The sequence below is a fragment of the Methylobacterium durans genome, from assembly GCF_003173715.1.
GTDB classification, from domain to species: domain Bacteria; phylum Pseudomonadota; class Alphaproteobacteria; order Rhizobiales; family Beijerinckiaceae; genus Methylobacterium; species Methylobacterium durans.
Map to the genome: position 1 here is coordinate 4,939,611 of NZ_CP029550.1, position 26,665 is coordinate 4,966,275.

The 26,665-nt window shown below is 65.9% G+C and carries 27 protein-coding genes and 6 pseudogenes; 12 read left to right on the forward strand and 21 right to left on the reverse strand.

All coding sequences use genetic code 11. The features are described from left to right. Positions 1 to 3: 3 nt before the first annotated feature. The 5 genes and pseudogenes from DK389_RS22700 to DK389_RS22720 form a co-directional block, all read right to left on the reverse strand. Positions 4 to 467, reverse strand: a pseudogene (locus DK389_RS22700) (response regulator). A 65-nt stretch (positions 468 to 532) separates the two neighbouring features. Continuing rightward, on the reverse strand, positions 533 to 1,873 hold the full coding sequence (locus tag DK389_RS22705) for an NRAMP family divalent metal transporter (protein ID WP_109892996.1): 1,341 nt from the start codon (positions 1,871 to 1,873) through the stop codon (positions 533 to 535). Continuing rightward, positions 1,870 to 2,127: a hypothetical protein gene (locus tag DK389_RS22710; RefSeq protein ID WP_109892998.1), complete on the reverse strand. Its 258-nt coding sequence runs from the start codon at positions 2,125 to 2,127 to the stop codon at positions 1,870 to 1,872. The genes DK389_RS22705 and DK389_RS22710 overlap by 4 nt, the downstream gene beginning before the upstream one ends. 10 nt (positions 2,128 to 2,137) lie before the next feature. Further along, on the reverse strand, positions 2,138 to 2,344 hold the full coding sequence (locus DK389_RS22715) for a hypothetical protein (protein ID WP_109893000.1): 207 nt from the start codon (positions 2,342 to 2,344) through the stop codon (positions 2,138 to 2,140). A 79-nt stretch (positions 2,345 to 2,423) separates the two neighbouring features. Next, positions 2,424 to 2,942, reverse strand: a complete 519-nt coding sequence (locus DK389_RS22720) for an ion channel (RefSeq protein WP_109893002.1) — start codon at positions 2,940 to 2,942, stop codon at positions 2,424 to 2,426. Positions 2,943 to 3,149: 207 nt separating this feature from the next. On the opposite strand from DK389_RS22720, the gene DK389_RS22725 reads away from it, so the two are divergent. The 6 genes and pseudogenes from DK389_RS22725 to DK389_RS22750 all read left to right on the forward strand — a co-directional run bounded on the left by DK389_RS22725 (position 3,150) and on the right by DK389_RS22750 (position 6,519). Further along, positions 3,150 to 3,389, forward strand: a complete 240-nt coding sequence (locus DK389_RS22725) for a biotin/lipoyl-containing protein (RefSeq protein ID WP_109893004.1) — start codon at positions 3,150 to 3,152, stop codon at positions 3,387 to 3,389. A gap of 47 nt (positions 3,390 to 3,436) precedes the next feature. Continuing rightward, complete coding sequence (locus tag DK389_RS22730) at positions 3,437 to 3,793, forward strand: c-type cytochrome (protein ID WP_109893006.1); 357 nt, start codon at positions 3,437 to 3,439, stop codon at positions 3,791 to 3,793. 27 nt (positions 3,794 to 3,820) lie between these two features. Continuing rightward, on the forward strand, positions 3,821 to 4,090 hold the full coding sequence (locus DK389_RS22735) for a hypothetical protein (RefSeq protein WP_109896742.1): 270 nt from the start codon (positions 3,821 to 3,823) through the stop codon (positions 4,088 to 4,090). Positions 4,091 to 4,118: 28 nt separating this feature from the next. Beyond that, positions 4,119 to 5,128: pseudogene (locus tag DK389_RS35720) on the forward strand (sensor histidine kinase); the annotation flags it as partial. Then, positions 5,125 to 5,490 carry a response regulator gene (locus DK389_RS22745; protein ID WP_109893008.1) on the forward strand — a complete coding sequence of 122 codons (366 nt, stop codon included), beginning with the start codon at positions 5,125 to 5,127 and terminating at the stop codon, positions 5,488 to 5,490. The pseudogene DK389_RS35720 and the gene DK389_RS22745, both read left to right, overlap by 4 nt. Before the next feature lie 242 nt (positions 5,491 to 5,732). Further along, a pseudogene (locus tag DK389_RS22750) lies at positions 5,733 to 6,519 on the forward strand (IS110 family RNA-guided transposase). A gap of 345 nt (positions 6,520 to 6,864) precedes the next feature. Here DK389_RS22750 and DK389_RS22755 read toward each other — a convergent pair. The 7 genes from DK389_RS22755 to DK389_RS22785 form a co-directional block, all read right to left on the reverse strand. Beyond that, positions 6,865 to 7,635 (reverse strand): sulfite exporter TauE/SafE family protein, encoded by a 771-nt coding sequence (locus tag DK389_RS22755; RefSeq protein ID WP_162560786.1) that lies wholly within the window; start codon positions 7,633 to 7,635, stop codon positions 6,865 to 6,867. 351 nt (positions 7,636 to 7,986) lie between these two features. After that, complete coding sequence (locus DK389_RS22760) at positions 7,987 to 9,462, reverse strand: class I adenylate-forming enzyme family protein (protein WP_109893012.1); 1,476 nt, start codon at positions 9,460 to 9,462, stop codon at positions 7,987 to 7,989. A 29-nt stretch (positions 9,463 to 9,491) separates the two neighbouring features. Beyond that, positions 9,492 to 10,223: a CoA-transferase subunit beta gene (locus DK389_RS22765; protein ID WP_109893014.1), complete on the reverse strand. Its 732-nt coding sequence runs from the start codon at positions 10,221 to 10,223 to the stop codon at positions 9,492 to 9,494. Then, positions 10,216 to 11,043 carry a CoA transferase subunit A gene (locus tag DK389_RS22770; protein ID WP_109893016.1) on the reverse strand — a complete coding sequence of 276 codons (828 nt, stop codon included), beginning with the start codon at positions 11,041 to 11,043 and terminating at the stop codon, positions 10,216 to 10,218. The genes DK389_RS22765 and DK389_RS22770 overlap by 8 nt, the downstream gene beginning before the upstream one ends. Before the next feature lie 26 nt (positions 11,044 to 11,069). After that, a complete protein-coding gene (locus DK389_RS22775) occupies positions 11,070 to 11,783 on the reverse strand; it encodes an enoyl-CoA hydratase/isomerase family protein (protein ID WP_109893018.1) in 714 nt (237 codons plus the stop codon). Further along, a complete protein-coding gene (locus DK389_RS22780; RefSeq protein ID WP_109893020.1) occupies positions 11,780 to 12,958 on the reverse strand; it encodes a CaiB/BaiF CoA transferase family protein in 1,179 nt (392 codons plus the stop codon). Before DK389_RS22780 ends, DK389_RS22775 begins: the two co-directional genes overlap by 4 nt. A 16-nt stretch (positions 12,959 to 12,974) precedes the next feature. After that, on the reverse strand, positions 12,975 to 13,790 hold the full coding sequence (locus DK389_RS22785) for an IclR family transcriptional regulator (RefSeq protein WP_109893022.1): 816 nt from the start codon (positions 13,788 to 13,790) through the stop codon (positions 12,975 to 12,977). 283 nt (positions 13,791 to 14,073) lie between these two features. Here DK389_RS22785 and tcuC point away from each other — a divergent pair. Further along, positions 14,074 to 15,380 (forward strand): annotated as a pseudogene (tcuC, locus tag DK389_RS22790) (tricarballylate/proton symporter TcuC). A 133-nt stretch (positions 15,381 to 15,513) separates the two neighbouring features. Continuing rightward, complete coding sequence (locus DK389_RS22795) at positions 15,514 to 16,593, forward strand: YeiH family protein (RefSeq protein WP_109893024.1); 1,080 nt, start codon at positions 15,514 to 15,516, stop codon at positions 16,591 to 16,593. Between the two features lie 221 nt (positions 16,594 to 16,814). Here DK389_RS22795 and DK389_RS22800 read toward each other — a convergent pair whose 3' ends face one another. The 6 genes and pseudogenes from DK389_RS22800 to DK389_RS22820 form a co-directional block, all read right to left on the reverse strand. Then, the gene (locus tag DK389_RS22800; RefSeq protein WP_210206699.1) at positions 16,815 to 17,381 is read right to left on the reverse strand and encodes a c-type cytochrome; all 567 of its coding nucleotides are present in this window, start codon (positions 17,379 to 17,381) and stop codon (positions 16,815 to 16,817) included. Then, entirely contained in the window at positions 17,374 to 17,841 is a 468-nt protein-coding gene (locus tag DK389_RS35725) for a molybdopterin-binding protein (protein WP_418292072.1), read from the reverse strand. Before DK389_RS35725 ends, DK389_RS22800 begins: the two co-directional genes overlap by 8 nt. Positions 17,842 to 17,850: 9 nt before the next feature. Next, positions 17,851 to 18,123 (reverse strand): annotated as a pseudogene (locus DK389_RS35730) (molybdopterin-dependent oxidoreductase); the annotation flags it as partial. Between the two features lie 24 nt (positions 18,124 to 18,147). Next, positions 18,148 to 18,957 carry an IS5 family transposase gene (locus DK389_RS22810; protein ID WP_109895009.1) on the reverse strand — a complete coding sequence of 270 codons (810 nt, stop codon included), beginning with the start codon at positions 18,955 to 18,957 and terminating at the stop codon, positions 18,148 to 18,150. 31 nt (positions 18,958 to 18,988) lie between these two features. Continuing rightward, positions 18,989 to 19,507 carry a molybdopterin-dependent oxidoreductase gene (locus DK389_RS22815; RefSeq protein ID WP_236960277.1) on the reverse strand — a complete coding sequence of 173 codons (519 nt, stop codon included), beginning with the start codon at positions 19,505 to 19,507 and terminating at the stop codon, positions 18,989 to 18,991. Positions 19,508 to 19,875: 368 nt separating this feature from the next. Next, complete coding sequence (locus tag DK389_RS22820; protein ID WP_109893028.1) at positions 19,876 to 20,475, reverse strand: DUF2239 family protein; 600 nt, start codon at positions 20,473 to 20,475, stop codon at positions 19,876 to 19,878. Between the two features lie 63 nt (positions 20,476 to 20,538). Here DK389_RS22820 and DK389_RS22825 point away from each other — a divergent pair, with 63 nt between their 5' ends. Next, positions 20,539 to 20,874, forward strand: a complete 336-nt coding sequence (locus DK389_RS22825) for a GIY-YIG nuclease family protein (RefSeq protein WP_109893030.1) — start codon at positions 20,539 to 20,541, stop codon at positions 20,872 to 20,874. Positions 20,875 to 21,028: 154 nt separating this feature from the next. Continuing rightward, a complete protein-coding gene (locus tag DK389_RS32750; RefSeq protein WP_162560787.1) occupies positions 21,029 to 21,199 on the forward strand; it encodes a hypothetical protein in 171 nt (56 codons plus the stop codon). A 488-nt stretch (positions 21,200 to 21,687) separates the two neighbouring features. Here the strand turns inward: DK389_RS32750 and DK389_RS22830 are convergent, their stop codons facing one another. Continuing rightward, positions 21,688 to 22,110: a DUF5681 domain-containing protein gene (locus DK389_RS22830; protein WP_162560788.1), complete on the reverse strand. Its 423-nt coding sequence runs from the start codon at positions 22,108 to 22,110 to the stop codon at positions 21,688 to 21,690. Between the two features lie 89 nt (positions 22,111 to 22,199). On the opposite strand from DK389_RS22830, the gene DK389_RS22840 reads away from it, so the two are divergent. Beyond that, positions 22,200 to 23,192 (forward strand): IS481 family transposase, encoded by a 993-nt coding sequence (locus DK389_RS22840; protein ID WP_109888276.1) that lies wholly within the window; start codon positions 22,200 to 22,202, stop codon positions 23,190 to 23,192. Here the strand turns inward: DK389_RS22840 and DK389_RS22845 are convergent. Next, positions 23,088 to 24,479: a site-specific DNA-methyltransferase gene (locus DK389_RS22845; protein ID WP_335645495.1), complete on the reverse strand. Its 1,392-nt coding sequence runs from the start codon at positions 24,477 to 24,479 to the stop codon at positions 23,088 to 23,090. The two genes, DK389_RS22840 and DK389_RS22845, sit on opposite strands and share 105 nt — an antisense overlap. Positions 24,480 to 24,636: 157 nt before the next feature. Next, complete coding sequence (locus tag DK389_RS32755) at positions 24,637 to 25,461, reverse strand: hypothetical protein (protein ID WP_162560789.1); 825 nt, start codon at positions 25,459 to 25,461, stop codon at positions 24,637 to 24,639. A 526-nt stretch (positions 25,462 to 25,987) separates the two neighbouring features. Here DK389_RS32755 and DK389_RS22850 point away from each other — a divergent pair. After that, a pseudogene (locus DK389_RS22850) lies at positions 25,988 to 26,209 on the forward strand (transposase); the annotation flags it as partial. Positions 26,210 to 26,665 lie beyond the last annotated feature (456 nt).

Here is a 26,665-nt window from a genome sequence, read left to right on the forward strand (position 1 = left end):
ACGCTAGACGCGGCAGGCGGCCGGACATTGATCCAGCGCAAGGTTTTCGCCCGCCGCGATCCGGTGCAGCATCGGACACCTCCGGGTGCCGTCACGGCAGCCCGGAAACGCGCCGAGGACGGCCACGGCGGCGACCATCTCCCCGGCGTCGAAAATCCGGTCGAACACCGGTACGTCCGAGAAGGCGCACGGCACCCGGGCGTTGCCGGCAATCAGCGCGAAGGGGATGCCCCGTCGGCGCAAGGTGCAGGCGAGCGGGAAGCAGGGACCGTGGTTCAGGTCGATGCTGACGACTGCGAAGTCCGGGGCGTCTCGTCCAGGCACTCCGTGGCATCGCCACAGGTGCCGTAGGGACCGCTGACCGCGCAACCGGCGTCAACGAGGACATCCTCCAGCCACATGCCCGGCAGCGCCTGCGGCTCGGCCACGAGAACGACGGGCCGTCTGTCTCCTCCACCTGCCTGCATCGCTCGATTCCCGCTCCCGGTTGCGATGTTGCCAGGATGGGCCGGGCAGGCCGGCCCGCGTTGCGCTAGATCAAGGGAAGCGCGGCCGTCGCCAGCATGGCGAGGACGGCGAGCAGCATGCACGCCGTGGCGGTCCAGCCGAGCAGCTTGAGCGGCCCGCTCACCGCGAAGGCGCCCATGATGTCGTGCCGGGCGGCCGCCAGCATCATCACGGCCATGACCGGCACCGCGATGACGCCGTTGACGACTGCGCTCCAGTAGAGCGCCCGGATCGGGTCGACCGCGCCCAGGCTGATGACCATGCCGACCAGCGTGGCGAGCGCCACCGTCCCGTAGAAGGCGCGCGCCTCCAGAAGGCGCCGGCCGAAGCCCACGGGCCAGCGCCGCGCCTCGCCGACCGCATAGGCTGCGGAGCCCGCGAGCACCGGCACCGCCAGGAGCCCGGTCCCGACGATGCCGAGCGCGAAGACCGTCGCTGAGAACGGACCGGCCAGCGGGCGCAATGCCTCCGCGGCCTGGGCGGAGGTCTGAATGTCGGTGATGCCGCGCGGATGCAGCACGGCGGCGGTGGTGACCATGATGGCAAGCGCTACTAGGTTCGAGAAGGCCATGCCCACGAGGGTATCCATCCCGATGCGGTGGAGCGCGGCGCGGCCCTGCTCGGGCGCGTCCAGGAGGTCGCGCCGGCGCGGAAAGGCGTGCAGGTCCTCAGCCTCCTCGGCCGCCTGCCAGAAGAACAGGTACGGGCTGATCGTCGTCCCGAAGAGCGCGACGAGCGTGGTCAGCCCCGTGTCGCTGAGGTCGAGCTTCGGAATGGCCAGTGCCGTGCCGAGGTCCCACCAGGAGACACGGGCGAAGATCACCACGCCCAGATAGGCGAACAGGCTCAGCGTCAGCCATTTCAGGACGGCGACGTAGCGCGTGTACTGAAGGACGAGTTGCATGAAGGCGCAGATGCCGGCGAAGAGGACGACGTAGAGCCAGCGCGGGCCCGGCAGCAGGAGGTCGAGGGCGTCTGCCATCGCGCCGAGGTCGGCCCCGAGGTTCAGGATGTTGGCTGCCAGCAGAAGAAGCACGACGGACTGCAGCAGGCCATTCGGGTAGTGTTCGCGCAGCACGCCGGCGATGCCGTGGCCGGTAGTGCGCCCGATCCGGGCCGAAACCATCTGCACCGCCGCCATAAGTGGCAGGGTGTACAGCATGGTCCAGCACAGGCCGTAGCCGAGTTGAGCCCCAGCCTGACCGTAGGTGGCGATGCCGCTCGGGTCGTCGTCCGAGGCGCCGGTGATCAGGCCGGGGCCGAGGACGCGCAGCCAGCGCGGCTTCGAGAGCCCGGCGGCGGCCCCTGGGCCTTCCGGATCGTCGTCGTCGGCCTCATCGGCCGCGGGCAGGACCGATGTGCTCATGCCGCCGACTTCGAAGCCGCAGTGTCCGCTCCGGGGCGCATCGTGCGCGCCACCCTCACGGCGGCGGCCAGGTCGTCGCAGTCGGTGCCGTAGCGGCGGCAGAGTTCGTCCAGCCACTGCGGCCGGGCGTCAGCTGCATCGGGGATGTCGGAGTACGGGACGTGGTACATGCCGTCGAGCGCCTCGATGCCGTAGCCGGTGACGGCCCACTGCCGTCCCTGCCAATGCACGGGTTCGGTGAGTTCGTGGCTCATGGTGGCCTCCTCAGACGACGAGCTCGGTGATCTCGCAGGCGTCGGCGCGCAGCCGCCAATCGACGATGCCGGCGGCCTCGCAGAACATCGTCTTGGCGACCTCGACGGCGGTCACGTCCGAGGTGGCCGTGACGACGACTTGCCGCTGCAGCGTGCAGCGGTCGTAGCCCGTGGCGTCCGAGACGACCTTGTGGAAGGCAATGAGATACCTGAGCATCGCTCGTCTCCGCTTGCGGGGACCGACCTTCGCGCCCGACGAAGGCAGCAGCCTTGATCCAGCGCAAAGGCGCCGGCCCTCAGGGACCGGCCGTCGGCGGGACGAGGCGTTCGCGACCCGGCTCGTCGTCCGCAGGATGTCGGGACCTCGCGGCGCGGTGGGCATGCGCCTTCCCGTGCAGCGGCCAGTAGCGCTCCATCGCGAGATAGGTGAACGAGGCCGACCAGCCGATCAGGAGCAGGCCGTTCAGCGCCTCGACGCCCGTGAGAAGGCGGGCGTGGCCGACGGGAGCGTGATCGCCGTAGCCGAGCGAGGAGTAGGCGACCACTGAGACGAACAGGCAATCCTCGAAGGTCTCGATGGGCACGCCCGAGAAGGCGCCGAGCCCGAGCCGCAGGACGAGGAGCCAGTAGGCGCCCGCGTAGACCCAAACCGCGACGGTGTGGCCCGCGAAGGCGGCGAGCACCACCGCGATGATGCGCCAGCGCGGCGGCACCGGGAGCTCGGCGAGGTGCTCCGAGGTGAGGCGCAGCGTCTCGTAGAGCACCAGGATGGTGATCATCACGAGAACGACGCTGGCGACCAGGATGACGAGCATAGCTTTCAGTCCCGAGGGATGGCTCAAGGCCAGCCTGCCCACGCGTCCAGCCAGTTCATTGACCTGCCTCAAGACCAAATACTGGTTCTTCGGGGGCCATGAGGGCCATGCCCGTCATGCCGTGATCCAGATCAACGCGGCCCTCGACTCGATGGCGTTCGATGTTTCTCAGCGCCCCTGTTGGGCGCCCCAAGCCAGGAGGCGATCATGGCAGATATCCACGTAGCCGAGGATCTCTGGTCCACGGGCATGTTGCCCGAGGGCGTCCTCGAGCGATGGCTCGTCTCGGACGGAGCGAGCGTGCGGGCCGGCGAGGCCGTGGCCGCCGTGCGGATCGGCGAGGCCCTCCACGACATCGTCTCGCCGGCCAGCGGGCGCCTGGAGGTGCTGGCGCCGGCGAGCGAGGTGGTCGACCCCGGCTGCATCATCGCCGAGATCCATGCCTGAGGCCCAGCCGCGGGCGTGCGGCCGCCCCGGCATCCTGGAGGTTCGTCATGTCCCGGACGAGAGTCCATGTCCTGCGCGCTTTGACCATCGGCTGCCTGCTTGCGGCCTCCATCGCCCGTCCGGCCGCGGATCCCGCCGAGGACCACCGTGTCCGGGGCTGGACCATCGCCACGCAGCTCTGCATCCAGTGCCACGTCATCGGTCGCGGGCCGCAAGCGGGCGAGTTTGTCGGCCCTGCCTTCCTGCGGGTCGCCAACATGCCCTCGACGACCGGCATGTCCCTCAACGTCTTCCTGCAGAGCCACCACCAGCGGATGCCGAGTCTGCGGCTCGACCGCGACGAGATGGACGCCGTCATCGCCTACATCCTCAGCCTCAAGGGCACTGGGCCCGCACGACCTTGAGACGCGACAAATTCCGGAGTGGCCACGATGAACGAGCTGACGCTTCTGTCCACCGACTCGCTTCCCGCTCTCCAGACCGTCCTGGACGGCCTCGGGACGGGGCAGGCCCTGCGGCTAACGAACACGGATTGCGACCGTCTCTTCGGCGTCAACGACGCGCGCATGGGCCGGGTACGGAACTTTGCACGCGGCCACAACTGCATCGCGCTCTGGGACGACGATGGCCTGACCTTCTGCCGGCAGCCGCCGGCCGCCGCACGTTGGCGGCCCCCTCCCGCCGGTGAGCCTCGCACCTAGGCCGCTGCTCTCGCGGCGGAGCTCCTTCGTCCGCGAGAGCGAGGCGCGCCAGCGGGCGTTGATCGAGGGTGTGCCGCAGCTCGTTTGGCGAGCCACAGCCGGCGGCAAGTGGACGTGGGTCAGCCCGCAATGGTGCGCCCACACCGGTCTCTCGGAGGAGCAGCGTCGGGATCTTGGCTGGCTGGAAGCGGTCGAGCCCGACGACCGCGAAGCCGCCATGGCTGCTTGGGCCGAGGCTCAGCACACCGGTCGCTTCGACGTCGAGTTCCGGCTCTGCCACGGCCAGGAGCAGCGCTACCGCTGGTTTACCGCCCGCGCGACGCCGGTGCGCGACGAGCAGGGTCGGATCATCGAGTGGCTGGGCACCTCCACCGAAATCGACGAGCTGCGCCAGCTCCAGGAAAGACAGAAAGTGTTGGTGGCCGAGTTGCAGCACCGCACCCGCAACCTGCTCGGCGTGGTGCGCTCGATCGCACAGCAGACCATGGCGCAGACCGGCCCGACGTAGCGCTTCCGCGAGCAGTCCACCGACCGGCTGTCTGCCCTCTCGCGCGTCCAGGGCTTGCTCTCGCACGCGGCGAAGAGCCGATCACCATTCGCGCTCTGATCCAGACGGAACTCGATGCCCTCGGAGCTGCCGCCATGCAGGAGCGCATTCTGCTCGACGGGCCGTCAGTTCGTCTGCGCAAGGCGACGGTGCAGACCCTCGCGCTGGCACTGCACGAACTCGCGACCAACGCCCGCAAGTATGGTGCCCTCACGACAGAGCATGGGCAGATCCGGGTGACGTGGCGGACCTACGCGGCTGACGGCGAGGGCCCACGGCTCGCTTTGGCTTGGGTCGAGGAAGGCCTCGATCGTTCGCGCGAGCAACAAAGCCCGATGTCGGCCCATCGCGGCTATGGACGCGAGCTGATCGAGCGGGCTCTCACTTACGTTCTGCGAGCCAAGACGAGCTACGAACTCGGCGAGACGGCGCTGCGATGCTCCATCGAGCTGCCGCTTACCGAGGCAGACAAGGCAAGGAGCAGAGCATGACCTCAGCCACGGATCCGCTCGCCAGCTGCCGTGTGCTCGTGGTGGAGGACGACTACTTCCTCGCCACCGACATGCGGCGCGAGTTCGAGGCGAGCGGACCGGAGGTGCTGGGTCCGGTGCCGCGCGTCGAGGAGGCGCTGGCGCTGATTGCGGCCACGCCTCGGATTGACGGGGCGGTGCTGGACGTGAACCTGCAGGAGGAGATGGTCTACCCCGTGGCCGATGCCCTGCAGGCGCGTGGCGTGCCCTTCGTCTTCGCCACGGGCTACGAGAAGACGGTGATCCCGGACCGCTATGCTGGCGTGAAGCATTGCGAGAAGCCACTTGAGGCCGCTCAGGTCGCCAAGGCGCTGTTCGCCTGAGCGCCGTCGAGGACGTTCCGTAACGCCCAGTCGGCGAATGACCGCTTTGGAGATGCCGGGCGGATCTGCTGAACGGCCGGAATGGGCGCAATGCCGAATGGCTGATCCTGGCCGGAAGGAGCCCGTCCGCTTCGTGGGTCAAGCCGCGGGTAAACAGATGAGGTGGATGCCTCCCGCCCCCGGCATCTGAGTGCCACGTTGGGTTGGCTGCCAGGCGAACCCGAACGAAGCAGCCATCCGCTATGCAGGTTACCACTGTTGGCCTCGATCTGGCCAAGCGCATCTTCCAGGTCCATGCCGTCGAGGCCTCCGGGCACATTATCATACGCAAGGCGCTGCGCCGGACTCATGTGCTACCGTTCTTCGCCAAGGTGCCGGCCTGCCTCATCGGCATCGACGCCTGTGGCACGTCACACTACCGGGCACGGGAACTGACGAAGCTCGGCCACAATGTGCGGTCGATGCCACCGGCCTACGTCAAGCCGTATCTGAAGCGCGGCAAGAAGGACGCGGTCGATGCCGAAGCGATCTGCGAGGCAGTGATGCGCCCGAGTATGCGCTTCGTGGCGGCAAGGTCCGCCGAGCAGCAAGCCGCCTTGTCGCTCCACCGCACGCGCGATCTCCTCGTCAAACAGCGCACGCAGCTCGTGAACATGATCCGCGGCCTCTTGGCCGAGTTCGGCATCGACGTCCCGGACGGGGTCGAACGAGCGCTTGGATTGGCGCGCCGGATCGCCGCGAAGGAAGCCGCGCCCGACGTGCCGGCCACCGCGATGCAGGTCCTCGACCTCCTGTCCGAGCAGGTCCTCGACACGCAGGCCCGGCTTCAGGTGATTGACCGCTCGTTGCTGGCCTTGCGACGCAGCGACGACGTCGCTTGCCCGACAGGCGAGACACAAGCCGGAGACGGCGGACCCAGGCCTTGTTGCCCTGCTCGCACGCAAGCCTGTGCGCGTGGCAAGTGTGGCCATGGCGAACAAGATGGCACGCGTTGTCTGGGCGATCATGGCCCGGCGCGCGGTCTATTAGGCTCGCCATGTCCCGACGTTGGCGGCATGAGAGGCTGAGACCACCAAGAGCCACACGCTGAGAGTTCGAGCTGAGCCACCTATTGGTCGGCTCCAGGAGGTTGTGAGAGCGACGCGATGTGATGGCGATACCGGTCAGGCCGGGAGCAGGGACACCCTATGGAACGTCCGAGGCGTCATAGCCTGATAAGCAGATTGAGACCCTGCTCGCCGACCCCATCAAGGCCAGCAGCTTCGAACGGCTGCATCAACAGGCCGGACAGACGACTGCACCCGACCTCTGCGCTGTAACGTCGAATCTCCTCTTGCAACGCGGGAGTCATCCACAGAGGACGTTCGGCGAGCCTCATCTGAATGCCACGAACCCGCTGAGAGCCTGCAGGCCGCTCATCACCGCTATAGTTGCAAGCAAGAAGAGCGAGATTGCGCGATGGCGTGAAGCCGAACTTCTTTTGAACAGCTGCTCCCCCGCCCAGCTTCCCAACAGCATCAACGGCAGGCCAATCAAAATTGACGGTAGCATATCGAAGTGGATCATTCCGGCAATAACAAGACTTGCGGCGCTCGTCAGAGAGCAAGCAAGAAAAAATATCAGCAATGAGGCTCGTATCTGTGCGACTGTTAGAGGCATCGCCAGATAGTACGCGACAACAGGCGGCCCAGGCATTGCGGCAAGACCGTTGAACAGACCGGCTGCAAAGCCAACCCACCCACTATGATGGCCACTGGGAACTCTCGGGAAATTGAAGCCCCTAGCCAAGGCAAGCGTGCCGACCATGCACGCGAGGGCAATTGCGAGGCGTGCAGCGGCGGGAGAGGCGATCGCAAGTACGAGCACACCGATTGGCGATCCGATCATGGCTCCGGCGATGAGCCACTTCAACGAGGGCCAGTGCCCGGAGCGGTGAGCGTATCGCAAATCGGCGAGGCCTCCACAGAGTTGGAGACCGACGGCAAGAGGTACTGCATGACTTGGCGGCAAGAAAAATCCTAGAAGCGGAACTGCCGCGAGAGCGAAACCGAAGCCAGCGAAGCCGCGGATCAGGGCGGCCACTAGGATCGCGAGTGCTGCGCCGAGTTGAACGTCGGCTTGGAGCGCCGAGTAGACAGAACCCACAGTCGCCATCCTTCATCGACTGCAGAGTTACTGCCCGAGTCGAGCTGTGCCGGACCTCTGATCGGCCCGCACGAGGGGGCCTCTTTCGAAGTTAGGGCAGAGTGGGTCTCCGCTCCAAGGGTTGCTTGGCTGACCGAGCCGACCGACCTGACCGGCTGGCTTTGGACCAGGCAGAATGAGAGGATCAGCCAGGACCGGAGGAGCTGGAGATGAGAGAACGACAGAGGCTGAGCGCGGAGTAGGTCGTGCTGAGGCTGCGCCGGATCGAGGTGCAGATGGCGCAGGGCAAGAGCCTGGCTCTCGCTTGGCTGAGGCGGAAATTTCAGAGTGTGGGCTGGCCACTTGGTGTGGTCAGCTATGGGGTTCAGTCGCCAGTGCGGTCCGCAGAGCCTTCCGGTCAGTCTTGCCCACGTTGTTCGTTGGCAAGACCTCGATATTGCGGATCTCGGCAGGCACGTAGATGCGCGCGAGCGAGCCCTTCACGAAGGCCTTGAGAGCAGGCTCGTCGAGTTGCTCGCCCTCCTTCAGGACCACGAAGGCGACGGGCACCTCACCGAGATCGGCATCGGGAGCGCCGACCACGCAGCAGTCGCGGACAGCTGGATGCGTTGCAAGATGCCGCTCGATCAGAGCGGGCGAGATGTTCTCGCCGCCGCGGATGATCACGTCCTTGATGCGACCCGTTATCGAGAGGAAGCCCTCCTCGTCGAAGCGCCCCAGGTCGCCTGTCCGCAGCCAGCCATCGACGATTGGCTGCTCCGTGCTCCCGAGATATCCGGCCATGAGGGCGGGCCCCGAGATCCGGATCTCGCCCTCGCTCCCTCTCTCTGCTTCCGCGTTGGTGGCAGGATCGAACAGGCAGACAACCTGGCCGAAAAGCACCGTGCCGATCGTGCCGATCTTGCGATGGTCGGGCGGGTTCATCGTGGAGGTGCAGGTTGCCTCCGACAGGCCGTAGGAAACGACCAGCGGCACGCCGAAGGCGTCCTCGATCTGCTGGTGAAGCGTAGGGGTGATCGGTGCCGAACCACAGCGAAGAAAGCGGAGCGCGGGGAAGCGCTCGCCAGGTGTGAGGTGCGGGAGCATGCGCGCGTAGATCGTCGGAACGCCGGTCATGTAGGTCGGCGCATCGTTGCGAAACGCCTCGATCGCGGCCTCCGGTCGGAAGCGGTCGTGGAGGATCACGCTGGCGCCGGCGAGGAAGGGGACGATCAGCTGATTGTTGACACCGTTCGTGTGATAGAGCGGCATGACGTGGAGGAGCCTGTCCTGCGGGCTCGTGCCGGTGTGGCGCAGAACCCCGTCCGCATTGCAAATCAGGCTGCCGTGCCGCAGAACGACCCCCTTCGGCCGGCCGGTGCTGCCCGAGGTGAAGAGCAGCATCGCGATGTCGTTGCTGTCGAGGCCGTCATCGATGAAGACGCCGCCGCTGTTCAGGGTGCCCAGACCCCGCACTGCGACGCTGCGGGGTGACTGATCTACGAAGCGGTCGATCAGGCTCTCATCGACGACGAGGTAGCGCATCCCGACCGTCTCCGCCTGCTCGGTAACGGCCTCGGACGCGAGCCCGGGCTCGATGAAGCAGACGCAGGCTCCGGCCTGCATCGCGCCGAAGTAGACGGCGATCGCGGCAACGGTCTTCGGTGCGATGATGCCGACCTTTGCTCCGCGCGCGATGCCCCAATCGTGGCACCCAGCGGCGTAGCCATCGATCAGGCGGCCAAGTTCCGCATAGGTCAAGGTCGCGGGACCGGAGATGGCCGTCCGGCCGGCCTGCGCATGCTGCGCGATCGCCTCTCGCAGGCGTGCGCTGATCGACGTCGTCATGGCCTCGCTCCTCCCATTCTACGTTTGTGTCAGCGCAGGCGGATCGCCGCGTCGCGCTCGAACTGGCCGTCGGGATCGAGGGCGGCGAGCGCCTCCGCCTCGGCCGGGGTCGGTGCCGTCGTCGGCTCTGCGCCGTCAGCCTCGAAGGCGAATCCGGTCCGCGCCCGCACCTCGTCGAGGCTTGCCGCAGGGTGCCAGGAGGCGAGGACGAGGCGCCCGTCGCGCTTCGTGAAGACCGCGATCGGCGTCACCACGCCGTGCATGCCGCCGGAGGCGGTGACGAAGTCGAGGGTCTCGACCAGGGTCCGGCGGGAATGCTCGGTCCGCCACGTGACCGCGCGGCGCGCGGTCGGAAGCATCACGGCGCCGCCGCCGCCGCCCGGCAGGCGCACCTTTGGGGCGTGCCAGTCGCCGATGCAGGAGACGTTGGTGCGCCCGAGGCCGTCGACCTGGGCCGCGCCGAGGAAGCAGAGGTCCATCTGCCCGCGGGTGCAGAGGTCGTAGAAGTCCTCGTTGGCGAAGATCGAACGCGACCCTTCCGCCAGAACCGGGTCGGACGATGAGATCGGCACCTTCGAGGGGCTCGGATCCACGCCGCCTGCCACGTTGATGTAGGTGAACGCGAACGGATAGGCGCGCTTGGCCAGCAGGCAGGCCAGCATCGGCAGCGCCGAGTTGACACCGCTGAAGGTGATCTCGTTCGGCCGGACGAACCGAGCGAGGTTCGTGACGATGTAGGAGAAGCCGGACCACTCAGACATGGGCCGCCTCCCGGGCCTCGGGGGCTGCATCGAGATGGGCCCGGAGCACGCCGGCGGCGTCCTCCATGTAGGCCTCGACGGCTGGGTAATCGACTTCGTAGTGCGGCCAGCAGGAGCCGGGCCACGCACCGTTCGGGACGATGCTGACCGCCTCGACAAGGAAGTGGGGCACCAGCGTCAATTCGGGCTGATCGCGAAACGACGCGCTCGACGCGACTCGCTCGGCGACGACGAGGACCCGCTTGGCGGACCGGCTCATGATGCGGTCCCAATGCGAGGTGCCGTGGACGCGCACGTCCCCCTCCTCGCTGACCTCGTTGGCCTGGATGACGGCGAAGTCCGGGGTGATCCGCGGGATGACGTAGACCGTCTCGCCGCTGCCGTAGGGGTCCTCGACCGTCTTCCAGCCGTTCAGCGCGGGCAGGTCTGAGCCGTGGATGCCGCCGCAGGGCATGAAGGGCACGCCGAAGGCCGCCGCCCGCAACCCCGCGGTGAGGCTCGCGCAGGCGTGCTCCTCCAGGCGGATCCGGCCGGTCTCGACCGCACGCCGATACCAGGGCGCGAGACCGAAATTGCCCTCCATCGCGACGATGCCGGCGCGCGCCCGGCTCAGGGCCCCGGCCCGGCAGAGAATGTCGATGTCGTAGCCGGGCGACTGCTTGATCACCTCGAGGTCCTTCCGCCCCTGGCGGATCAACTCGCGCACGAGGGCGAAGGGGCCGCGGTGCAGGAAGCTGCCGCCGAGGGCGAGGGAGCTGCCGTCGGCCACGCGGGCGGCGAGTTCCTCGAGGGGAACGATTTTCGATTTGCCGAGACTCACGGGCGCTTCTCCCGATTCAACAGTGTTCAGGCGCGGTAGGCTCGGATGCGCTCCTTCAGCCCTGGACGGGCGGCGGAGGTCACGAGATCGGCGAGGTCCTGCGCCCGCGTATCGGCCGCGGTCGCGCCGTGGAGGGCTGTGGCCGCCTCGGGCGAGAGTCGGTTGGCCGCCTCCGCAGCGTTCGCGATAGCCTCCGGCCATTCCGCGGTCGGGATGCGCTCCGTCAGGAAGCCGTCCGCCAGCGCCTCCTCCGCGTCGAAGACGATGCCGTCGCCCAGGACGATGCGGGCGCGGGATCCGCCGACGCGCTCGGCGTAGCGGCGGGTGCCGAGCACGAGGCCGAAGGCGAGCCCCGGCATCCGGAAGGTCGCGCTGGGATCGGCGATGCGACGCCCGCAGGAGCAGATCAGATCGACGCCGGCGCCGAAGTTGCGCCCATGCGCCAGCGCCAGCGTGTCGAAGGGTGCGTGGCGGATAGCCTGCAGCAGCTGCTCGATTTGAATAAAGCGCAGGACGAGATCGCCCTCGGATTGATCCTCGTAGCCGCCGAAGTCGAAGCCGGCGCTGAAGTTGCGGCCGCTGCCCTTGAGCACGAGCAGGCGGATCCCGGAGTTGCCTGCTTCGGCGACCTGCTGGAGAAGGGCTTCGACCAGTGCGGCCGAGAGCGCGTTCATCTTGTCCGGCCGATTCAGCGTCAGGGTCAGGGTCGTACCGTCACGCTCGACGAGTAGCTCGCTCATCGTGCTTCCTCCTCAGGCCGTGCGGGCCAGGGCGGGCGCCGACCCCCGGCGCCGAACACTTCCTCGTTGTGCTCGCCGAGGGCCGGTGGGTCCCGGTAGATCGGGAAACCTTCGCCGGAGAACCTCAGGGGCGAGACGAAGGTGCGGGTCTCGACGCCCGACGGCAGCCGCACCGGCTGCACCCAGCCCATGTGTTCGACCTGCGGGTCGGCGAGCGCCTCGGAGTAGCTGTTGATCGGCGAGCAGGGCACGCCGGCCGCGCGGAAGCGCGCCAGAAGGTTCTCGCACGTGAAGTCCGCGAAGATCTGCTCCAGGATCTCGAGAAGCTCGCCCTGGTGCTGCGCCCGCAGGGCGGTCGAAGCGAAGCGCGGATCCTCGAACAGGTCCGGGCGTTCGATCGCGTTGCAGGCCGAGCGATAGAGCGCGTTGTTGCCTGCCGCCATCGCGAAGTAGCCGTCCTTGGCGCGGAAGGCTTGATACGGGGCGTTGCGGGGATGTGCGGAGCCGAGGCGGCGAGGATCGCGACCGCTACCGAAAAACTCGCTGGTCTGGAGCGCGCCCATCGCGAGCGTGGCGCCGAACATCGAGGCGTCGATATGTGTGCCCTTGCCGGTGGCGCGTGCCTGGAACAGAGCGGCCGCGATGGCGTAGGCCGCATAGAGGCCGGTGCCGAAATCCGAAATCGGTACGCCACACTTGACCGGCGGTGCTCCCGGCACGCCGGTGACGCTCATCACGCCGCTCATCGCCTGTAGGGTCAAGTCGAAGCCAGCTTCCTTTGAACGCGGTCCCTCCTGGCCGTAGGCGGAGATCGAGCAGTAGACGAGCGCAGGTCGATCGGCGCTGAGCGTCGCGTAGTCGAGGCCGAGGCGCTGCATGACGCCTGGGCGGTTGTTCTCCAGCACGACGTCGGCGGAGCGGATCAGCTCGCGGGCGCGAGACTTGTCGGTCGGATCCTTGAGGTCGAGCGTGACCGAGCGCTTGTTGCGGTTCAGCGAGGCGAAGTTCTCGCTGTAGTCCCCGCTCATTGGCGGCCACGCCCGCATCGTGTCGCCGCCGTCAGGGTTCTCAACCTTGATGACGTCCGCGCCCATGTCGGCGAGGAGCATGGCGCAGAACGGACCGGCAGCGACGCTGCAGAACTCGATGACCCGGATGCCGGAAAGCGGTCGCAAAGCCTTACTCCTTCGATCAGGCGAACTCGGCGGTCGCGCCCGAGGGCGCGTGACCCTGGGCGGCCCGCGGCGCGTGGTGTGACGAGAGGGTGATGGGGTTGTAGCCGAGCGCCCGGGACAGGCTGCGGGCCGCGTCGACGACGACGTCGCTGTAGCGGCGCAGGGCTGCCGGGTTCAGGCGGTCGGCAGGGCCGGAGATGCCGATCGCGGCGCCGGGGCGCCCCATCGCATCATGGACGATGGCGGCGAGCCCGCAGACACCCTCACGCCACTCGCCGCGGTTGACCGCAAATCCCTGGATCCGGACCTGCTCGAGTTCACGTCGCAGGAGATCCAGGCTCGAGATCGTGCGGGATGTGTGGACCTGAAGCCCTTCCGGCAGGTGCGCCAATGCCTCTTCCTGATAGGCGAGCAGCGCCTTGCCAGAAGCCACGCAGTAGGCCGGAGCACGGCCGCCGATCGAAGAATAAGCCCGCACCGGATGCGGGCTCTCGATCTTGTGCAGGTAGATGACCTCGGCCTTGTCGAGAACCGACAGGTGGATCGTCTCCTGCGTCTGCTCGGCCAGCGCCCGCATAAAGGGCTCCGCGACTTGCCGCACATCGATGCGGGCAAGGACAGAACTCGCCAGCTCGAACAGCTTCAGCGTGCACTCGTAGGTGCCGGCCGGGGTGGCCCGCGCGTAGCCTGCCGAGACCAGGGTCTGCAGCGTGCGGTGCACGTTGCTCTTCGTGAGGTCCAGGGAGCGGGCCAGATCGCTGACGCCGCGCGGCGTCTCGCTGGCGGCGAGGTGCTCGAGAACCGTCAGGCCTTTGAGGAGCGTGCTGTCCATCGTTCTAATATCCGATACAGCGTTCTGGATTATGCTAGGGCTGTCCCTGGAGGTCCGTCAAGGCCGCAGAAGGATAAAGTAGAAAGATCCTTACAATGTCGGTTTGATGACTGAATCAAGCGTCGCTGTTATCATTCGCTTTTTCGATTGACGGAGAGTGGAGGCATTGATTAGCGTAGTGATAGATGAGACGGCGTTCTAAATAATAGAACAATTTGGCGCTGTTCATCGACATCGGGGGCAACCCCGGACGAAGGACCACCCCGCTGTCGGGAGAGGGAACATGGACGCCACGGTAAAAAGGCCGCCGACGAAGAAGGACGTCTTTCGCGTCGTCAGCGGCAACTTCCTCGAGATGTTCGACTTCATGGTCTACGGCTTCTACGCCGCTGCGGTGGCGAAGGCCGTGTTCCCGAACGACAACGAGTTCGTCTCGTTGATGCTGTCGCTCGTCACGTTCGGCGTCGGCTTCCTGATGCGCCCGCTCGGCGCCATCGTGCTGGGCGCCTACATCGATCGGCACGGACGGCGCGCCGGCCTCGTCATGAGCCTCGCGATCATGTCGGTCGGCGTCGCCCTGATCGCCTTCACGCCGACCTACGCCGCAATCGGCATCGCCGCCCCGATCCTCGTCCTGATTGGACGCTTGCTCCAGGGCTTCTCCGCAGGCGCTGAGTCCGGCGGCGTTTCGGTCTACCTGTCCGAGATCGCGACCCCCGGAACCGCGGCTTCTACGTGAGCTGGCAGTCGGCGAGCCAGCAGGTCGCCGTCGTCTTCGCCGCCGTCATCGGCGTGACGCTGCGCGGTCTTCTCACCGAGGAGCAGATGATGACCTGGGGCTGGCGCATCCCGTTCCTGATCGGCTGCCTGATCATCCCGGTGCTGTTCTGGATCCGGCGCTCGATGCAGGAGAGCGAGGATTTCGCCCAGCGTGCCAAGCACCGCCGCGCGACGCTCGGCGAGATCTACGGCTCGCTTCTCCAGAACTGGGCCATCGTCCTGAAGGCCGTCCTGCTCGTGACGCTGACGAGCGTGTTCTTCTACATGATCACGGCCTACACGCCGACCTACGCGCGGCAGGTGCTCGGCCTGAGCGATCAGGACAGCTTCATCGTCACGGTCTGCGTCGGCCTCGCGAACTTCGTCTGGGTTCCCGTCATGGGCGCGGTGTCGGACCGGGTCGGCCGCCTCCCGGTCCTTCTCGTGTTCTCGGTGCTCATTGGGATCACCGCCTACCCGATCATGGCGTGGCTTGTTTCCGACCCGTCGTTCGGCCGGCTTCTGGCCACGCTGATGTGGATGTCATTCCTCTACGGCGGCTACCAGGGCGTCATGGTCGTCACGCTGACTGAGATCATGCCGCCGGAGGTTCGCGCCACCGGCTTCTCGCTGGCCTACAGCCTGGCTCAGGCAATCTTCGGCGGGTTCACACCGGCGATCTGCACTTACCTAATCCACGCATCGGGCAACAAAGCGATGCCCGGCCTCTGGCTTGCCTGCGCCGCGATGTTCTCGATCGTGGGCGCGCTGACGCTCTACCGCAATGCGCACATCGCGCGGCGGTCGGCTCCGTCCGCCAGACTCGCCTGATCTTCCGCTCAAGCCATGCGAGCCGGCAGGCTCGCATGGCTTCCACAACTGCCCGGGGGAGCAATCCCGCCCGGGTGTCGTCACTCCGTGAACGTGGCCCTGAGGGGGCGAGACTTGAGGCAGGACGGATGACATGGGCCTGAGAACCTCGGCGCGAGAAGCACCGGCAAATTTGCAGGTGAAGGCGGGTGAGATACCGGGCCTACTGCTGGGCATCATGCTGTGCCTGACAATCGCCGTTGTCGCGGCGGGTATCCAGAACATCCAGGAATCGAGCCTCGGTCACCCCTATATCGAAGCAATTGTCCTCGCCATTCTGATCGGCCTCGGCCTCCGCAGCGCCTGGCAGCCAAGTCCCCGCTTTCATGCCGGCATCGCGTTCAGCGCCAAGCAATTGCTTGAGGTGGCCGTTGCGCTGCTCGGCGCCTCGTTGAGCTTCGGCGCGATCCTGGCTTCCGGTCCCGCGCTTCTCGCCGGCATCGTCGCGATCGTCATCCTGGCGAACGCAGCGAGCTACGGGCTCTGCCGGGCCTTCGGCCTGCCGGCCCGCATGGCACTGCTCGTGGCCTGCGGGAACGCGATCTGCGGCAACTCGGCCATCGCCGCGGTGGCGCCCGTGATCGGCGCCGACAGCAAGGATGTCGCCGCGGCGATCGCCTTCACGGCGGTGCTGGGCGTCCTCCTGGTGCTCGGCTTGCCGCTGTTCATCCCACTCGTCGGGCTGTCGCAGAACCAGTACGGCGTCCTGGCGGGCCTGACCGTCTACGCCGTGCCGCAGGTCTTGGCCGCGACTGTGCCGGTCGGGCTGATCGCCACGCAGGTCGGCACGCTCGTCAAGCTCGTCCGGGTGCTGATGCTGGGGCCCGTTGTCGTGGTGCTCTCGCTGATCGCCCCGCTGCTGCCGCCTGAAGGCGCGACGGCGCAGGGCCGACCGACCCACCTCAGCTTCTTCAGGCTGGTGCCCTGGTTCATCCTTGGCTTCATGACGCTCGCGGGTCTGCGTTCGCTCGGGCTGATACCGGATGGAGCTGCTGGGCCGCTGAAGCAGGTCGCGAGCTACTTGACGGTTGTGTCGATGGCAGCTCTCGGGCTCGGCGTGGACGTTCGAGCCCTTGCTCGAGTCGGCGGACGCGTGACGGCCGCCGTCACAGCCTCCCTCGTCGTGCTGATCGCCATCAGCCTAGCCCTCATCTACGCTCTCGGCTCCGCTTGAGGCGCTGCAAGAGCTTTCCAGTCAATGGTAGTTGAGCCTGCCAACGCCGCGTACCTGCGTGCAAGCCTTCAATGAGCTCGCGAACCGCTCGGGCTCTGACCCAGAGGCCAGATCGCGGGCGCCGAGCTGATTCTTGCTCAGCTGATCGCACGCGATGATCGTTTGCGAGCCATCGCAACGTAACTGCACAGCTCCGATGCCGCGAGAAGGCGCCAAAAACGCTATCGATACAGGCTCAGCTCAGGTCTCGGGTCGGCAACAAAACCATCGCGATTTGGCATCTGCACTTTCGGCAGCGTCGTCGCGTCTATTTTTTTGTCCTTTTTTATAATTTTGCCCTGTGCAAGGACATACGCCACAACACTGTAAACCTGGTCATCGCTCAGTGAGCCTGGAGCGTTGAAGGGCATCGCACGCTTGACGTAGTCAAACAGCGTTGTTGCATACGGCCAGTAACTCTCGGTGGTCTTGACCGGATCGTTCGTGGCAACGCTGCCGCGACCGCCGATCAGCTTGTCTGCTCCGACCCCGGGTGACATGTTCCCCTGGAGTTGCTCGCCGTGACAGGCGGCACAGGTTTCCCTGAAAACGATCTCACCCTCCTTTGCCGTCCCTGAGCCAGGCGGCAGGCCCCGGCCGCTCGGCGGGATCGAAAAGTACGCGCTGAGATCAGCTTCGGTGACGGTCTGACCAACGCCGAGTCGGGTATCGGGAGCCATCTGCGCCGAGACGGAGCACGGCGCCAGGGCGGCCGCGAGGACCGCAACCATCCGGTTGACCTCACGCATGCACATTGCTGACCCCTCCATCCTGCGCAACGGCCCAGCTCTGAATGGCGTTCAGATGATAGATGGAGGCCGCCGGGCCGTGGTCCCCGCGGATCGCGACCAGCTCGGCAAGCGTCGGCTGCAGGTAGCCGGTCTCGTCGGTGCATCGGCTCTGCAGGACGACCGGTGTACCATCCCACCGCCAGGGGAAGGAGAACCGCACCGTGCACATCGGCTCCGGCGTCGACTCGAGACGGGCCGGGTACCAAGTCTTGCCGGCATCGATTGAGACGTCGACGGATTGGACGCGCCCGCGGCCCGACCAGGCAAAGCCGGTGATCGTGTAGAGACCCGGCCCTGGCAAGCGCATATCACCTGACGGAAAGGTGATGACCGACTTCGCCTCCATATCGAGCGTGAACATACGCGCCCGACCGTCGGCCATCAGGTCGGTGTACTTCGACGTCTCTTCACGTGTCATAAATGGCTTGTCGCTGACCTCGAGACGGCGCAGCCACTTGATGTGCGTGTTGCCCTCGTACCCGGGCAGCAGCAAGCGAATGGGATAGCCTTGCTCAGGCCGGATCGCTTCGCCGTTCTGACCGTAGGCGATCATCGCGTCCTTGAGCATCTTCTCCATCGGGATCGACCGCGTCATCACGGCGGCGTCCGCGCCTTCTGCCAGTACCCAGGTGCTATCCGGTTCGAGACCCACCTCACGAGCCAGCGTTGAGAAGAGCACCCCAGTCCACTCGGAGGTGCTAAGAGCCTGTTTGAGGTCTTGTTTTCAGGCGGGATTGTTGAGGGCGTTGGCGGCCATGAGGCTGGCGACGCAGGCGAGGCGTCCCGTTGCAACGTCGAGGCGACCAGCGCGCTCACGGAGCAGGCCACCCCAGTGGCTGAGCCAGCCGAAGGTTCTCTCTACGACCCAGCGCCGCTCCAGCACGACGAAGCCCTTCTGGTCCGGCTGCTTCTCGACCACGCGGTGGCGCATGCCGTGGAGGTTGCACCATTCTTGGCAGCGCTCGGCCGTGAAGGCACCGTCGAGGAGAGCCAGACGCAGGCTGGGCCACGTCTGCTTGCCCGCATCCAGCGCCGGCAGCGTGTCGCGATCCTGCACGTTGGCGGGCACGACAGCCAGCGCCAGGACGTGCCCTTGGGCATCCACCAGAGCCACGCGTTTGCGCCCGACCAGCTTCTTGGCACCATCGTAGCCGCGCGGCCCGCGGACCCCGATGCACTTGACGCTTTGCGTGTCGATGACCGCCAGCCGTGGATCGGGCCGACGTCCGCAACGCCGCCGCTGACGGCGCGCCAGAGCCCGCATCAGGCTCTCGAACAGGCCCTTCTCGATCCAGCGCCGGAACCAGCCATAGACCGTGCGCCAGGGCGGAAAGCCGGCCGGCAATGCCCGCCAACCTCCGCCCGTCCGCAGGTGCCAAGCGATCCCGGCCAGCACTTGACGCGCCGCTGTCGCTTCTGGACGGCCCGGCGGATCGGCTCGTTTCAGAAAACAGGCCACCTCGTCCAAGCCAGCCTGCAACACCATGTCCTTCAGGCGCGACTCATGACGCGTCCGATGTCGGTCCGTCCACATCTGCTCTCCACTCCGCCCCGCCAGGCGGAATTCATGTTGGCTCATGAGACAGATGGGGACGGCCGGCGGAGGTGCTCAAACAGGCTCTAAGAAGCCCGTGCGTTTCTTGGACAGTCTTACGGGTTGGCTTCTTCCACTCGGTCAGGCCGTTGCCGGAGCACTCGATGAAGTGCTTCCGCGTCACCGAGGGCAGGCGCTTGATTTCAGCCATGGTGAACCGCTTCGGCGTGTCGACCATCCCGTGCACGATGAGGCTGTGGCGGCTCGGATCGATGGTCGGGATCCCGCCGTGATGCCGTTCGAAGTGCAGGCCCGAGGGCGTGAGGTTTCCATCGAGCGCCGCCAGCGGCGTCAAAGACCAGGACGTGTTCTCGTTCGGAGTGGGGTAACGGACACGAACAGCCGTTTCGAACTGGGAACGTGAACCGTAGCCGCCGTCAGCTCCGACCGGCCGCCCCTGTTCCTTAGTTGGGTCCTCCGGGACAGCAAACCATTGGGCACCGGCGGGCGCCTTGCTTTCAGCCCGAGCGGAACCCACGCCAAAGGCCATCGCAGCCCCTGCAGGTGACCCAGCCGCCAAGAGGAAACGTCGCCGGTCAGCTTGAGCCGCGTACATGCCCTCTCGGCAGGGGCATTCCTGGACCCCGTCGGACAACCCCGGCAGAGCATCTGAGACAGGCACACCGTTACGATCAGGCATGGTACGGCTCCTCCCGTGGGGGCTTCGCATGTCTCTCCCAGGCGATCCGACACCCGGCGGCAGCCTGTCAGTCGTAAACTGAGTGGCTTAGCTCAAGCAAATGTTTCTCCATTTCAGCCGAATGAGAGAATGGCATTCTCCCGCGGGTTTCCGCGCCTTTTCGAGGGTGCGGCCACTGGCTTTGGTCGTGCCAAGATGCCAATCGGCCTGTCCAGAGCCTAGGAACTGGTCGCACGTCTTGCGTACATCACCACCTCGTCCACAATGTCCCGGGGCCACTGCCACGCGAATGTCTCCAGCCGCTCTAGGTCGTTCGCGAACAGAGCGCGGGCGGCTTCCTCGAAATCCGGCAGGTCACCTGCCATCGCCGACATGAACCTGTAGGCCGCCTCAGAGCGGGCCTTCGCCGCGGTCGCGCTCGACCTCTGGGCTGCCTCGACCAGCTTGCGCAGCGTGATGGATGCGCCCCCAGGCTGGCGAGCTAGCCAGTCCCAGTGACGCGGAAGGAGCGTCACCTCGCGCGGAACGACGCCGAGCTTGGGGCGGCCTCGCTTCGGGGTGCCCGTCTCCCGCGCGGGTGCTTGCGCCGCGGCATAGCGGGTGACCACGTCCTGCACGGAGCCGCGAAGGTCGAGGTCGATGACCTCAGCAGTCTCGCGATCGAACACCAAGATCGTCGTGCTCGGGTCTTGGTCCAGCCTCTGGCGGGCTGCTCCCGCAGCTTCGCTCAAGGTCCCGGTCGCGATCCGTGCGGTGCCGGCGAAGGCCACGCAGCGCCGCGTGTTCTGACGGATTGGAGGTCCAGCGTTCTTCGACATGCCAGCTATTTACCCGGATAGAATACGGTGTCAATAACATCCGGGTAGAAAGAGGAGGATGTCATGGACAGACAGGCCCGCAAGGCTGCCATCGCAGCTTACAAGGAGCGCAAGCCGGCGTGGGGCGTCTACGCGGTGATCTGTACAGCGACGGGCGAGGCTTGGGTTGGCCGTAGCCTGCATGTCGACAATCACCGCAACGGTCTGTGGTTTACGCTGCGACAGGGCAGCAGCCCTCACGCCTCACTGCAGGCAGCGTGGCGGGAGCACGGAGAGCGGGAGTTCAGGTTCGAAGAGCTTGAACGTCTGCGCGACGACTTCCCGGAAGTCGCCAGGACGAGCGAGCTCAAGGCGCGCCAGGAGCTTTGGTGTTCAAGGCTCCAGGCGTCGGCATTATGATCGCGGCAGCTGGCGGCCCGCATCTCGAGATGGCATCACTGGCGTTACATCGGGAAGGACATGATCGCCAGCAGAGCCAGTGTCGGCTGGGGGGAGGTCACAGCATCGTCTCTCTGATCGGGAAGCGTGGCTCTAACAAAATAGGCAGGGACACATGAAATCCGGCCGCGGCTCAGATTATCGAGCAGGCATAGGCCGCACCGCGCGCAAGCCCGCTTCGGATTTTTACGACGGAATGCTGGTGCGCTCGGCGGCAGGCGCGAAGACGTTCCATGATGTCCAGTCGGCGAATGACCGCTTTGGAGATGCCGGGCGGATCTGCTGAACGGCCGGAATGGGCGCGAAGCTGAATGTCGGCTTCCCGGCGGCAGCGACCGAGAGATGTTTGACGGCCGCCTCAGGCACCTCGCCTGAGCGGCTCTTCAGGCTGCCGTATAGCCGCCGTCGATCGGCAGGGCGACGCCGGGCAAACGCTGGCCACGTTGCCACAAAGGAACAGCATTGCAGCCACTCCTTCCGAGTGCCGGAGCAGCTTATTCGGCCGCCTTTTTCATGATCACGTCCGATACCTGAAGCTGCTCTGCCAGCATTTTCGTGATCATCGACGTGTCGATGGTCCGCAGACACACCGCCCTGAGGTGGAATAGGGCAGGGGGAGCGTGACATTGCGCGCGTGAAGGTGGTCCTGAGACCGCCCAACGCTCCGTCGGATCGGCGATACCAAGCTCTTTGCACCGGACGTTGCGGCTCAGGCAGTCCGCAGTGGCACCCCAGCCCGACGTGACAGGTCACGCAATAGAGGCGAGCCAGTCGTCAGGGCACCAGCTCAGACACGCCCTGCTCGATCGCCATGTTCTGCGCCATGCGGTCGAGCATCTCCCGCACGCGCGCGCCATGATCCTCCGTAATCCTCAGCTCAGGGCCCGTCTCCGGAAAGGCCTTCATCAGCGTCAACAGTGAGCGGATGGCGTGCCGGTCTCCGCGGAGCGCATCCCGCATCAGAGTCCGAAACAACAGCGCCTGTGCCGGCATGCGCCGGCGCTGGCCGTTCTCCGTCACTGCCACAGGCATGAACAGCGCTTCCGACAGCATTTGCGCCGTGCTCTTCTGCGCCTTCGGCCGGCCGCGCGGATTGCCGCTCTGACCTGGCTTGAAACGCGAGCCTTGCGGCGGCCGTCCAAAGCCCACCGTGTAGTCAGAGCTCTCGCTTGGGCCTGGGCGCCGGGATCGGCTCATGACCGGTCTCCTGCGCGGCTACACAGATCTAGATGTTTGATCCCAGGGTTTGATGGTGCAGTTTTCTCACGAGAGTGGAAGGACGCGCTATGGGCCAGGTTCAGCACGGGAGCGCCACGACGACAGCGGCAGTCCGTCGAGCGATACAGCATAGTCAAGCGAGCCTGAGGGCGTTGGCGGCCCGTTACGGCGTCAACCCGAAGACCGTCGCGAAGTGGAAGAAGCGGTCCTCGGTGGCTGACCGGAAGACGGGGCCAACGGAACACCGGTCTACGGTGCTGACGGCCGAGAACGAGGCGGTGATCGTCGCCTTTCGCCGGCACACCCTGCTGCCACTCGACGACTGCCTCTACGCCCTGCAGCCGACGATCCCGCACCTTACACGCTCAAGCCTGCACCGGTGCCTGCAGCGCCATGGCATCTCGCGGCTCCCCGAAGTGGATGGCGACAAGCCGCTACGTGCAAAATTCAAGCGCTACCCGCTCGGCTACTTCCACATCGATATCGCCGAGGTGCACACCAAAGAAGGCCGACTCTACCTGCTTGTGGCGATCGACCGGACCTCCAAGTTCGCCTTCGCCGAGTTGCACGAGAAGGCCACGCGCCGGGTCGCCGGCAACTTCCTGCGGGCCCTTGCTGCCGCCGTTCCCTACAAGATCCACACGGTGCTCACCGACAACGGCACGCATTTCACCGAGCCGTCCGGGAACACTTGGACGCCGGAAGAGATCAGAGCGATGCGCGCCGAGAAGGTGCTGTTCCGCTGCCACTCCTTTGAGGGCGCCTGCGCCGACCTCAACATCGAGCACCGTCTCACGAAGCCGCGCCATCCCTGGACGAATGGTCAAGTTGAGCGGATGAACCGCACGATCAAGGACGCCACCGTCAAGCGCTTCTACTACGACAGCCACAGTCAGCTTCGGCAGCACCTCGCCGACTTCGTGGCCGCCTATAACTTCGCCCGCCGCCTCAAGACGCTACGCGGCCTCACGCCCTACGAAGCTATCTGCAAAGCTTGGACGGAGGAGCCCTCTAGGTTCACCCAGAACCCGCACCACCAAATCCCGGGACCAAACATCTAGCTCAGCCTCATTCCACTCTGCCCCGACCTCAGCATAGGTCCGGCCATCCGCTTCCAGCACCGCATCCCGGCCCGTGAAGGTCTGCCAGCGCCGGATCGCCACATCCACATAAGCCGGCTCGTACTCCAGGCCGTAGCCGCAGCGGCCCACCTTCTCGGCCGCCAGCAGCGTCGTGCCGGATCCGAGAAACGGATCAAGCACGCGCGCACCCCGACCGGTGCAGTCGCGGATCGCGTCCGCCACCAGGGCCACCGGCTTCGGCGTCGGGTGGTCGGCCCGGTCAGCCTCACCGCCAAACCCGCTGCTGCCAGGATAGCTCCAGACGTTGCTGCGGTTGCGCCCGAAGCGGCCGAGCTGAACGTTGTTCTGATGCGCCTCATCGCCCACTCGGAACACCGCCACGAGCTCGTGCTGCGAGCGATAGAATGAGCCCTGGCCGGCATTCGTCTTGGCCCAGGCGCAGAGGTTCAGCAGGGCGCCGTAGAGCTCTTCACCCACGCGGATGAGGGCCGCGACATGGCGCCAGTCCATGCAGACGTCGTGCACGGCGCCGGCACGCGAGACCCGCACGGCGTTGCCGAGGCTGTCGTGGAGAAAGCGGCTGAACGCCTCCTCGCTCATCTCGCCCGAGGCGAAGGCGAACTCCCGGTGCTGCACGCGCCCGCGGCCCTGCACGTGTCCGGCGATGGGCACGTTGTAGGGCGGATCGGTGAAGACCATGTCGGCCTGCACCCCGGCCATGAGGCGGTCGAGATCGTCGGCTGCGCGCGCATCACCGCACAGGAGGCGGTGCGCGCCCAGGCACCAGAGGTCGCCTCGCCGCGTCACCGCCGGCCCGGTCACCTCGGGCATGGCGTCTTCAGGGGCGGGCTCCTCCTCCTCGTGGTCAGCGAGGATGAGGTCGATCTCACCGGTCTCGAAGCCGGTCAGTGTCAGGTCCCAGTTGAGCGGCGGCAGGAGCTCGGCGAGTTCGCCCAGTTCGATGGCAAGCAGCGCGCGGTCCCAGCCGGCCTTCTCGGCCAGCTTGTTGTCGGCCAGGACATAGGCGCGCTTCTGGGCCTCGCTCAATCCACTGGCGAGGAGGGTTGGGACGCCGGTCAGCTTGAGGAGCTTGGCGGCAGCCAGGCGGCCGTGACCGGCCAACACCATGCCGGCCTCGTCCACCAGTACGGGGTTGAGGAAGCCGAACGCCTCGATGCTGTCGGCGATCTGCCGGATCTGGTGCTTGGAGTGGGTGCGCGCATTGCGCGGGTTGGCGCGCAGTGCTGAGGGCGAGCGTGATTCCACTCGCTCGAGTAGCGAGTCGGGTCGCGGTGTCATGACTTTCCTCGGGTTTGACAGCGCGCAAGGGGCTTGCCCTGGCGCAGGGCCACTCCAGACGCGCAGCAAGAGTGCCCGAGGCCTTCCACCCGAAATAGGCGACGCGATTAACTTGGCGCTGCGATTAATCCTGCGGTGATTTACGCGCGCGCCGTCCGGGCGCCTGCCATCGTGGCGCCTGCGCCTCCTGAGCCGCGCTTCGGTAAGCGCGCTCGAAGCCGCGGTTGGACACCTGAGGGAATCGATCCCGAAGAGCCGCCTTCGACGTCGGCCCATCGGGTGCGGCACGCATCAGCTTCGTGAGCTCTCGGCGGCAGTCCTTCTCCGCGGCAGCGGTTGCCTTGGCTTTAGCGGTGCCGGGCTTCATTGCGGGCCAGAGCGCGCGAACGTCCTCTGCCTTCAACCGAACGTCGCGGTAGGAGATGCCCTTTGCATGACGCGGGCGAACGTCTTCCACCGAGCCGAGGCGCTCCCAGGTCAGATCAAGCCACGCTTCCGCAGGGATACGCACTCGCTCTCTAGTGCCGGAAGGCCGCCCCCAAGCCGCCAACGCATCACCCATGAGCCTATGCCAAAGCTCCTCGACGGCTTCCGCCCAAGGCTGCTCTCGCCGCAGAGCTCTCCCCCAGACTTTGTACTGACGCCAGGCGGCAAGGGCCTCATCTGGTACCCGGCTTAAAATCCATGCTGTGGCGAGCGGCAATGGCCAGAACGGCTCACTCAGCCGGTCTGATCCCGCCTCAGGGTAGACGAACCGATAGAGCTCCCAGCCCTTCGCCTCGGCCCATTCCTCAGCTTGGGTAACGCTCCACTCGCCTCGCTCGACCTTACCTCGCACCTGAATGAACTCATTTAGGAATGACCCAGCCGCAGCATCAGGGACAGACATGGGGCCAAGCTTGATGGTGTTCGCTACCGATGAAACAACTTTGAACCAGCGCGCCAGCATAGCAAGTGACGGAGCGGCTTTGGGTTGCGATGAAGCGGGCAATCGAGCTGGCCATTTGCCCGCGTCGCGGCACGAGCGGTCCGCTGTTGTAAGGTGGGCTTTCCCTGTTCAGCGGCTCAGGAATCGCAGGGCTAAGCACCTCACGACAAGAAGGAATCGCGAGCTGCCTTGCCCTCCTGTCGCGCGCTGTCGGCCGGCTTTCCCTGTTGTTTTCCCTGTTAGCAGGGAAGGGGAGGCAGAGACTGGCTCGAAGATGACTGCTTGCACCACCACGCACTCCACGCGAACCGCGCCGCTTCCGAGCACACCAGAGATCGTCGGGATCTCAGGCACTTAGCGGAATACGGGCCTTCTGACGCCCATTCTCCGGCCGTTCCACATGGGCCTGCTCACCCCCGTTGGCAGGCCCATTCTCGCGAGTTCTCGAAGCAGCTTCCGCATCCGCCGGACCGCCATGCCAGGATGATCCGCCCCCACCGGAATGGTCCGCCCTTTGGTATGGCTTTTCAGCCTGGAGGACGGATCGATGTCGAGGAAGCGACCCAAGCCTGAGGAGATCGTTGCCAAGCTGCGGCAGGCGGACGTGCTGGTCGGCCAAGGTCACAGCGTAGCGGAGGCGATCCGCGCGATCGGCGTGAGCGAGGTGACCTACTACCGCTGGCGGCGTGAGTACGGAGGCCTGAAGACGGATCAGGTCCGACGCATGAAGGATCTCGAGACCGAGAACAAGCGGCTGCGGAAAGCTGTGCTCGCCCAACCCAACAAGCACCTCGTCGAGAAAACGCCAACCCTGCACTAACTTTCAGACCGGACCACCGCGTGGGGGCCGATCAACCACGCGACCCGAAAAGCATTTTGACACACCGCTAATTTAAGACAGATACCTGCTGGCATTATCTGAAGCAACATCTACGCTGAAACGTTCAAGCGCCCGCCAAACCTACGATGGGCGCACAGCGTGCCTTGATCGTCCACTTTCGTTTTGGCAAGGCGGCCCAATTGATTGCTTGCCCCTGAGCGAGATTTTCCAACGTGGCGGCGCGGCTCTGACAAGAATAGAGGCCATTCAAGGAACTTTCTGCTGGCGCCAGGGGAAGTGGCCGGCATTCTTCATTATGACAGGCCCGAAGCTCTAGTCTGAACCCGATTGTCTCGGCTCGAGCTGACATAAGATCACCCGAGAAGGTCGACACGGTAATTATCA

Coding starts and splice junctions, on each gene's coding strand:
- DK389_RS22715 (WP_109893000.1), bottom strand. CDS start 2,344: ATGCTCAGGTATCTCATTGCCTTCCACAAGGTCGTCTCGGACGCCACG.
- DK389_RS22710 (WP_109892998.1), bottom strand. CDS start 2,127: ATGAGCCACGAACTCACCGAACCCGTGCATTGGCAGGGACGGCAGTGG.
- DK389_RS22735 (WP_109896742.1), top strand. CDS start 3,821: ATGAACGAGCTGACGCTTCTGTCCACCGACTCGCTTCCCGCTCTCCAG.
- DK389_RS22795 (WP_109893024.1), top strand. CDS start 15,514: ATGGGCCTGAGAACCTCGGCGCGAGAAGCACCGGCAAATTTGCAGGTG.
- DK389_RS22840 (WP_109888276.1), top strand. CDS start 22,200: ATGGGCCAGGTTCAGCACGGGAGCGCCACGACGACAGCGGCAGTCCGT.
- DK389_RS22745 (WP_109893008.1), top strand. CDS start 5,125: ATGACCTCAGCCACGGATCCGCTCGCCAGCTGCCGTGTGCTCGTGGTG.
- DK389_RS22760 (WP_109893012.1), bottom strand. CDS start 9,462: ATGACGACGTCGATCAGCGCACGCCTGCGAGAGGCGATCGCGCAGCAT.
- DK389_RS22765 (WP_109893014.1), bottom strand. CDS start 10,223: ATGTCTGAGTGGTCCGGCTTCTCCTACATCGTCACGAACCTCGCTCGG.
- DK389_RS22815 (WP_236960277.1), bottom strand. CDS start 19,507: ATGGCCTTTGGCGTGGGTTCCGCTCGGGCTGAAAGCAAGGCGCCCGCC.
- DK389_RS32755 (WP_162560789.1), bottom strand. CDS start 25,461: ATGCTGGCGCGCTGGTTCAAAGTTGTTTCATCGGTAGCGAACACCATC.
- DK389_RS22820 (WP_109893028.1), bottom strand. CDS start 20,475: ATGTCGAAGAACGCTGGACCTCCAATCCGTCAGAACACGCGGCGCTGC.
- DK389_RS35725 (WP_418292072.1), bottom strand. CDS start 17,841: ATGACACGTGAAGAGACGTCGAAGTACACCGACCTGATGGCCGACGGT.
- DK389_RS22720 (WP_109893002.1), bottom strand. CDS start 2,942: ATGCTCGTCATCCTGGTCGCCAGCGTCGTTCTCGTGATGATCACCATC.
- DK389_RS22705 (WP_109892996.1), bottom strand. CDS start 1,873: ATGAGCACATCGGTCCTGCCCGCGGCCGATGAGGCCGACGACGACGAT.
- DK389_RS22800 (WP_210206699.1), bottom strand. CDS start 17,381: ATGCGTGAGGTCAACCGGATGGTTGCGGTCCTCGCGGCCGCCCTGGCG.
- DK389_RS32750 (WP_162560787.1), top strand. CDS start 21,029: ATGAAATCCGGCCGCGGCTCAGATTATCGAGCAGGCATAGGCCGCACC.
- DK389_RS22825 (WP_109893030.1), top strand. CDS start 20,539: ATGGACAGACAGGCCCGCAAGGCTGCCATCGCAGCTTACAAGGAGCGC.
- DK389_RS22775 (WP_109893018.1), bottom strand. CDS start 11,783: ATGAGCGAGCTACTCGTCGAGCGTGACGGTACGACCCTGACCCTGACG.
- DK389_RS22785 (WP_109893022.1), bottom strand. CDS start 13,790: ATGGACAGCACGCTCCTCAAAGGCCTGACGGTTCTCGAGCACCTCGCC.
- DK389_RS22810 (WP_109895009.1), bottom strand. CDS start 18,957: ATGTGGACGGACCGACATCGGACGCGTCATGAGTCGCGCCTGAAGGAC.
- DK389_RS22730 (WP_109893006.1), top strand. CDS start 3,437: ATGTCCCGGACGAGAGTCCATGTCCTGCGCGCTTTGACCATCGGCTGC.
- DK389_RS22725 (WP_109893004.1), top strand. CDS start 3,150: ATGGCAGATATCCACGTAGCCGAGGATCTCTGGTCCACGGGCATGTTG.
- DK389_RS22830 (WP_162560788.1), bottom strand. CDS start 22,110: ATGAGCCGATCCCGGCGCCCAGGCCCAAGCGAGAGCTCTGACTACACG.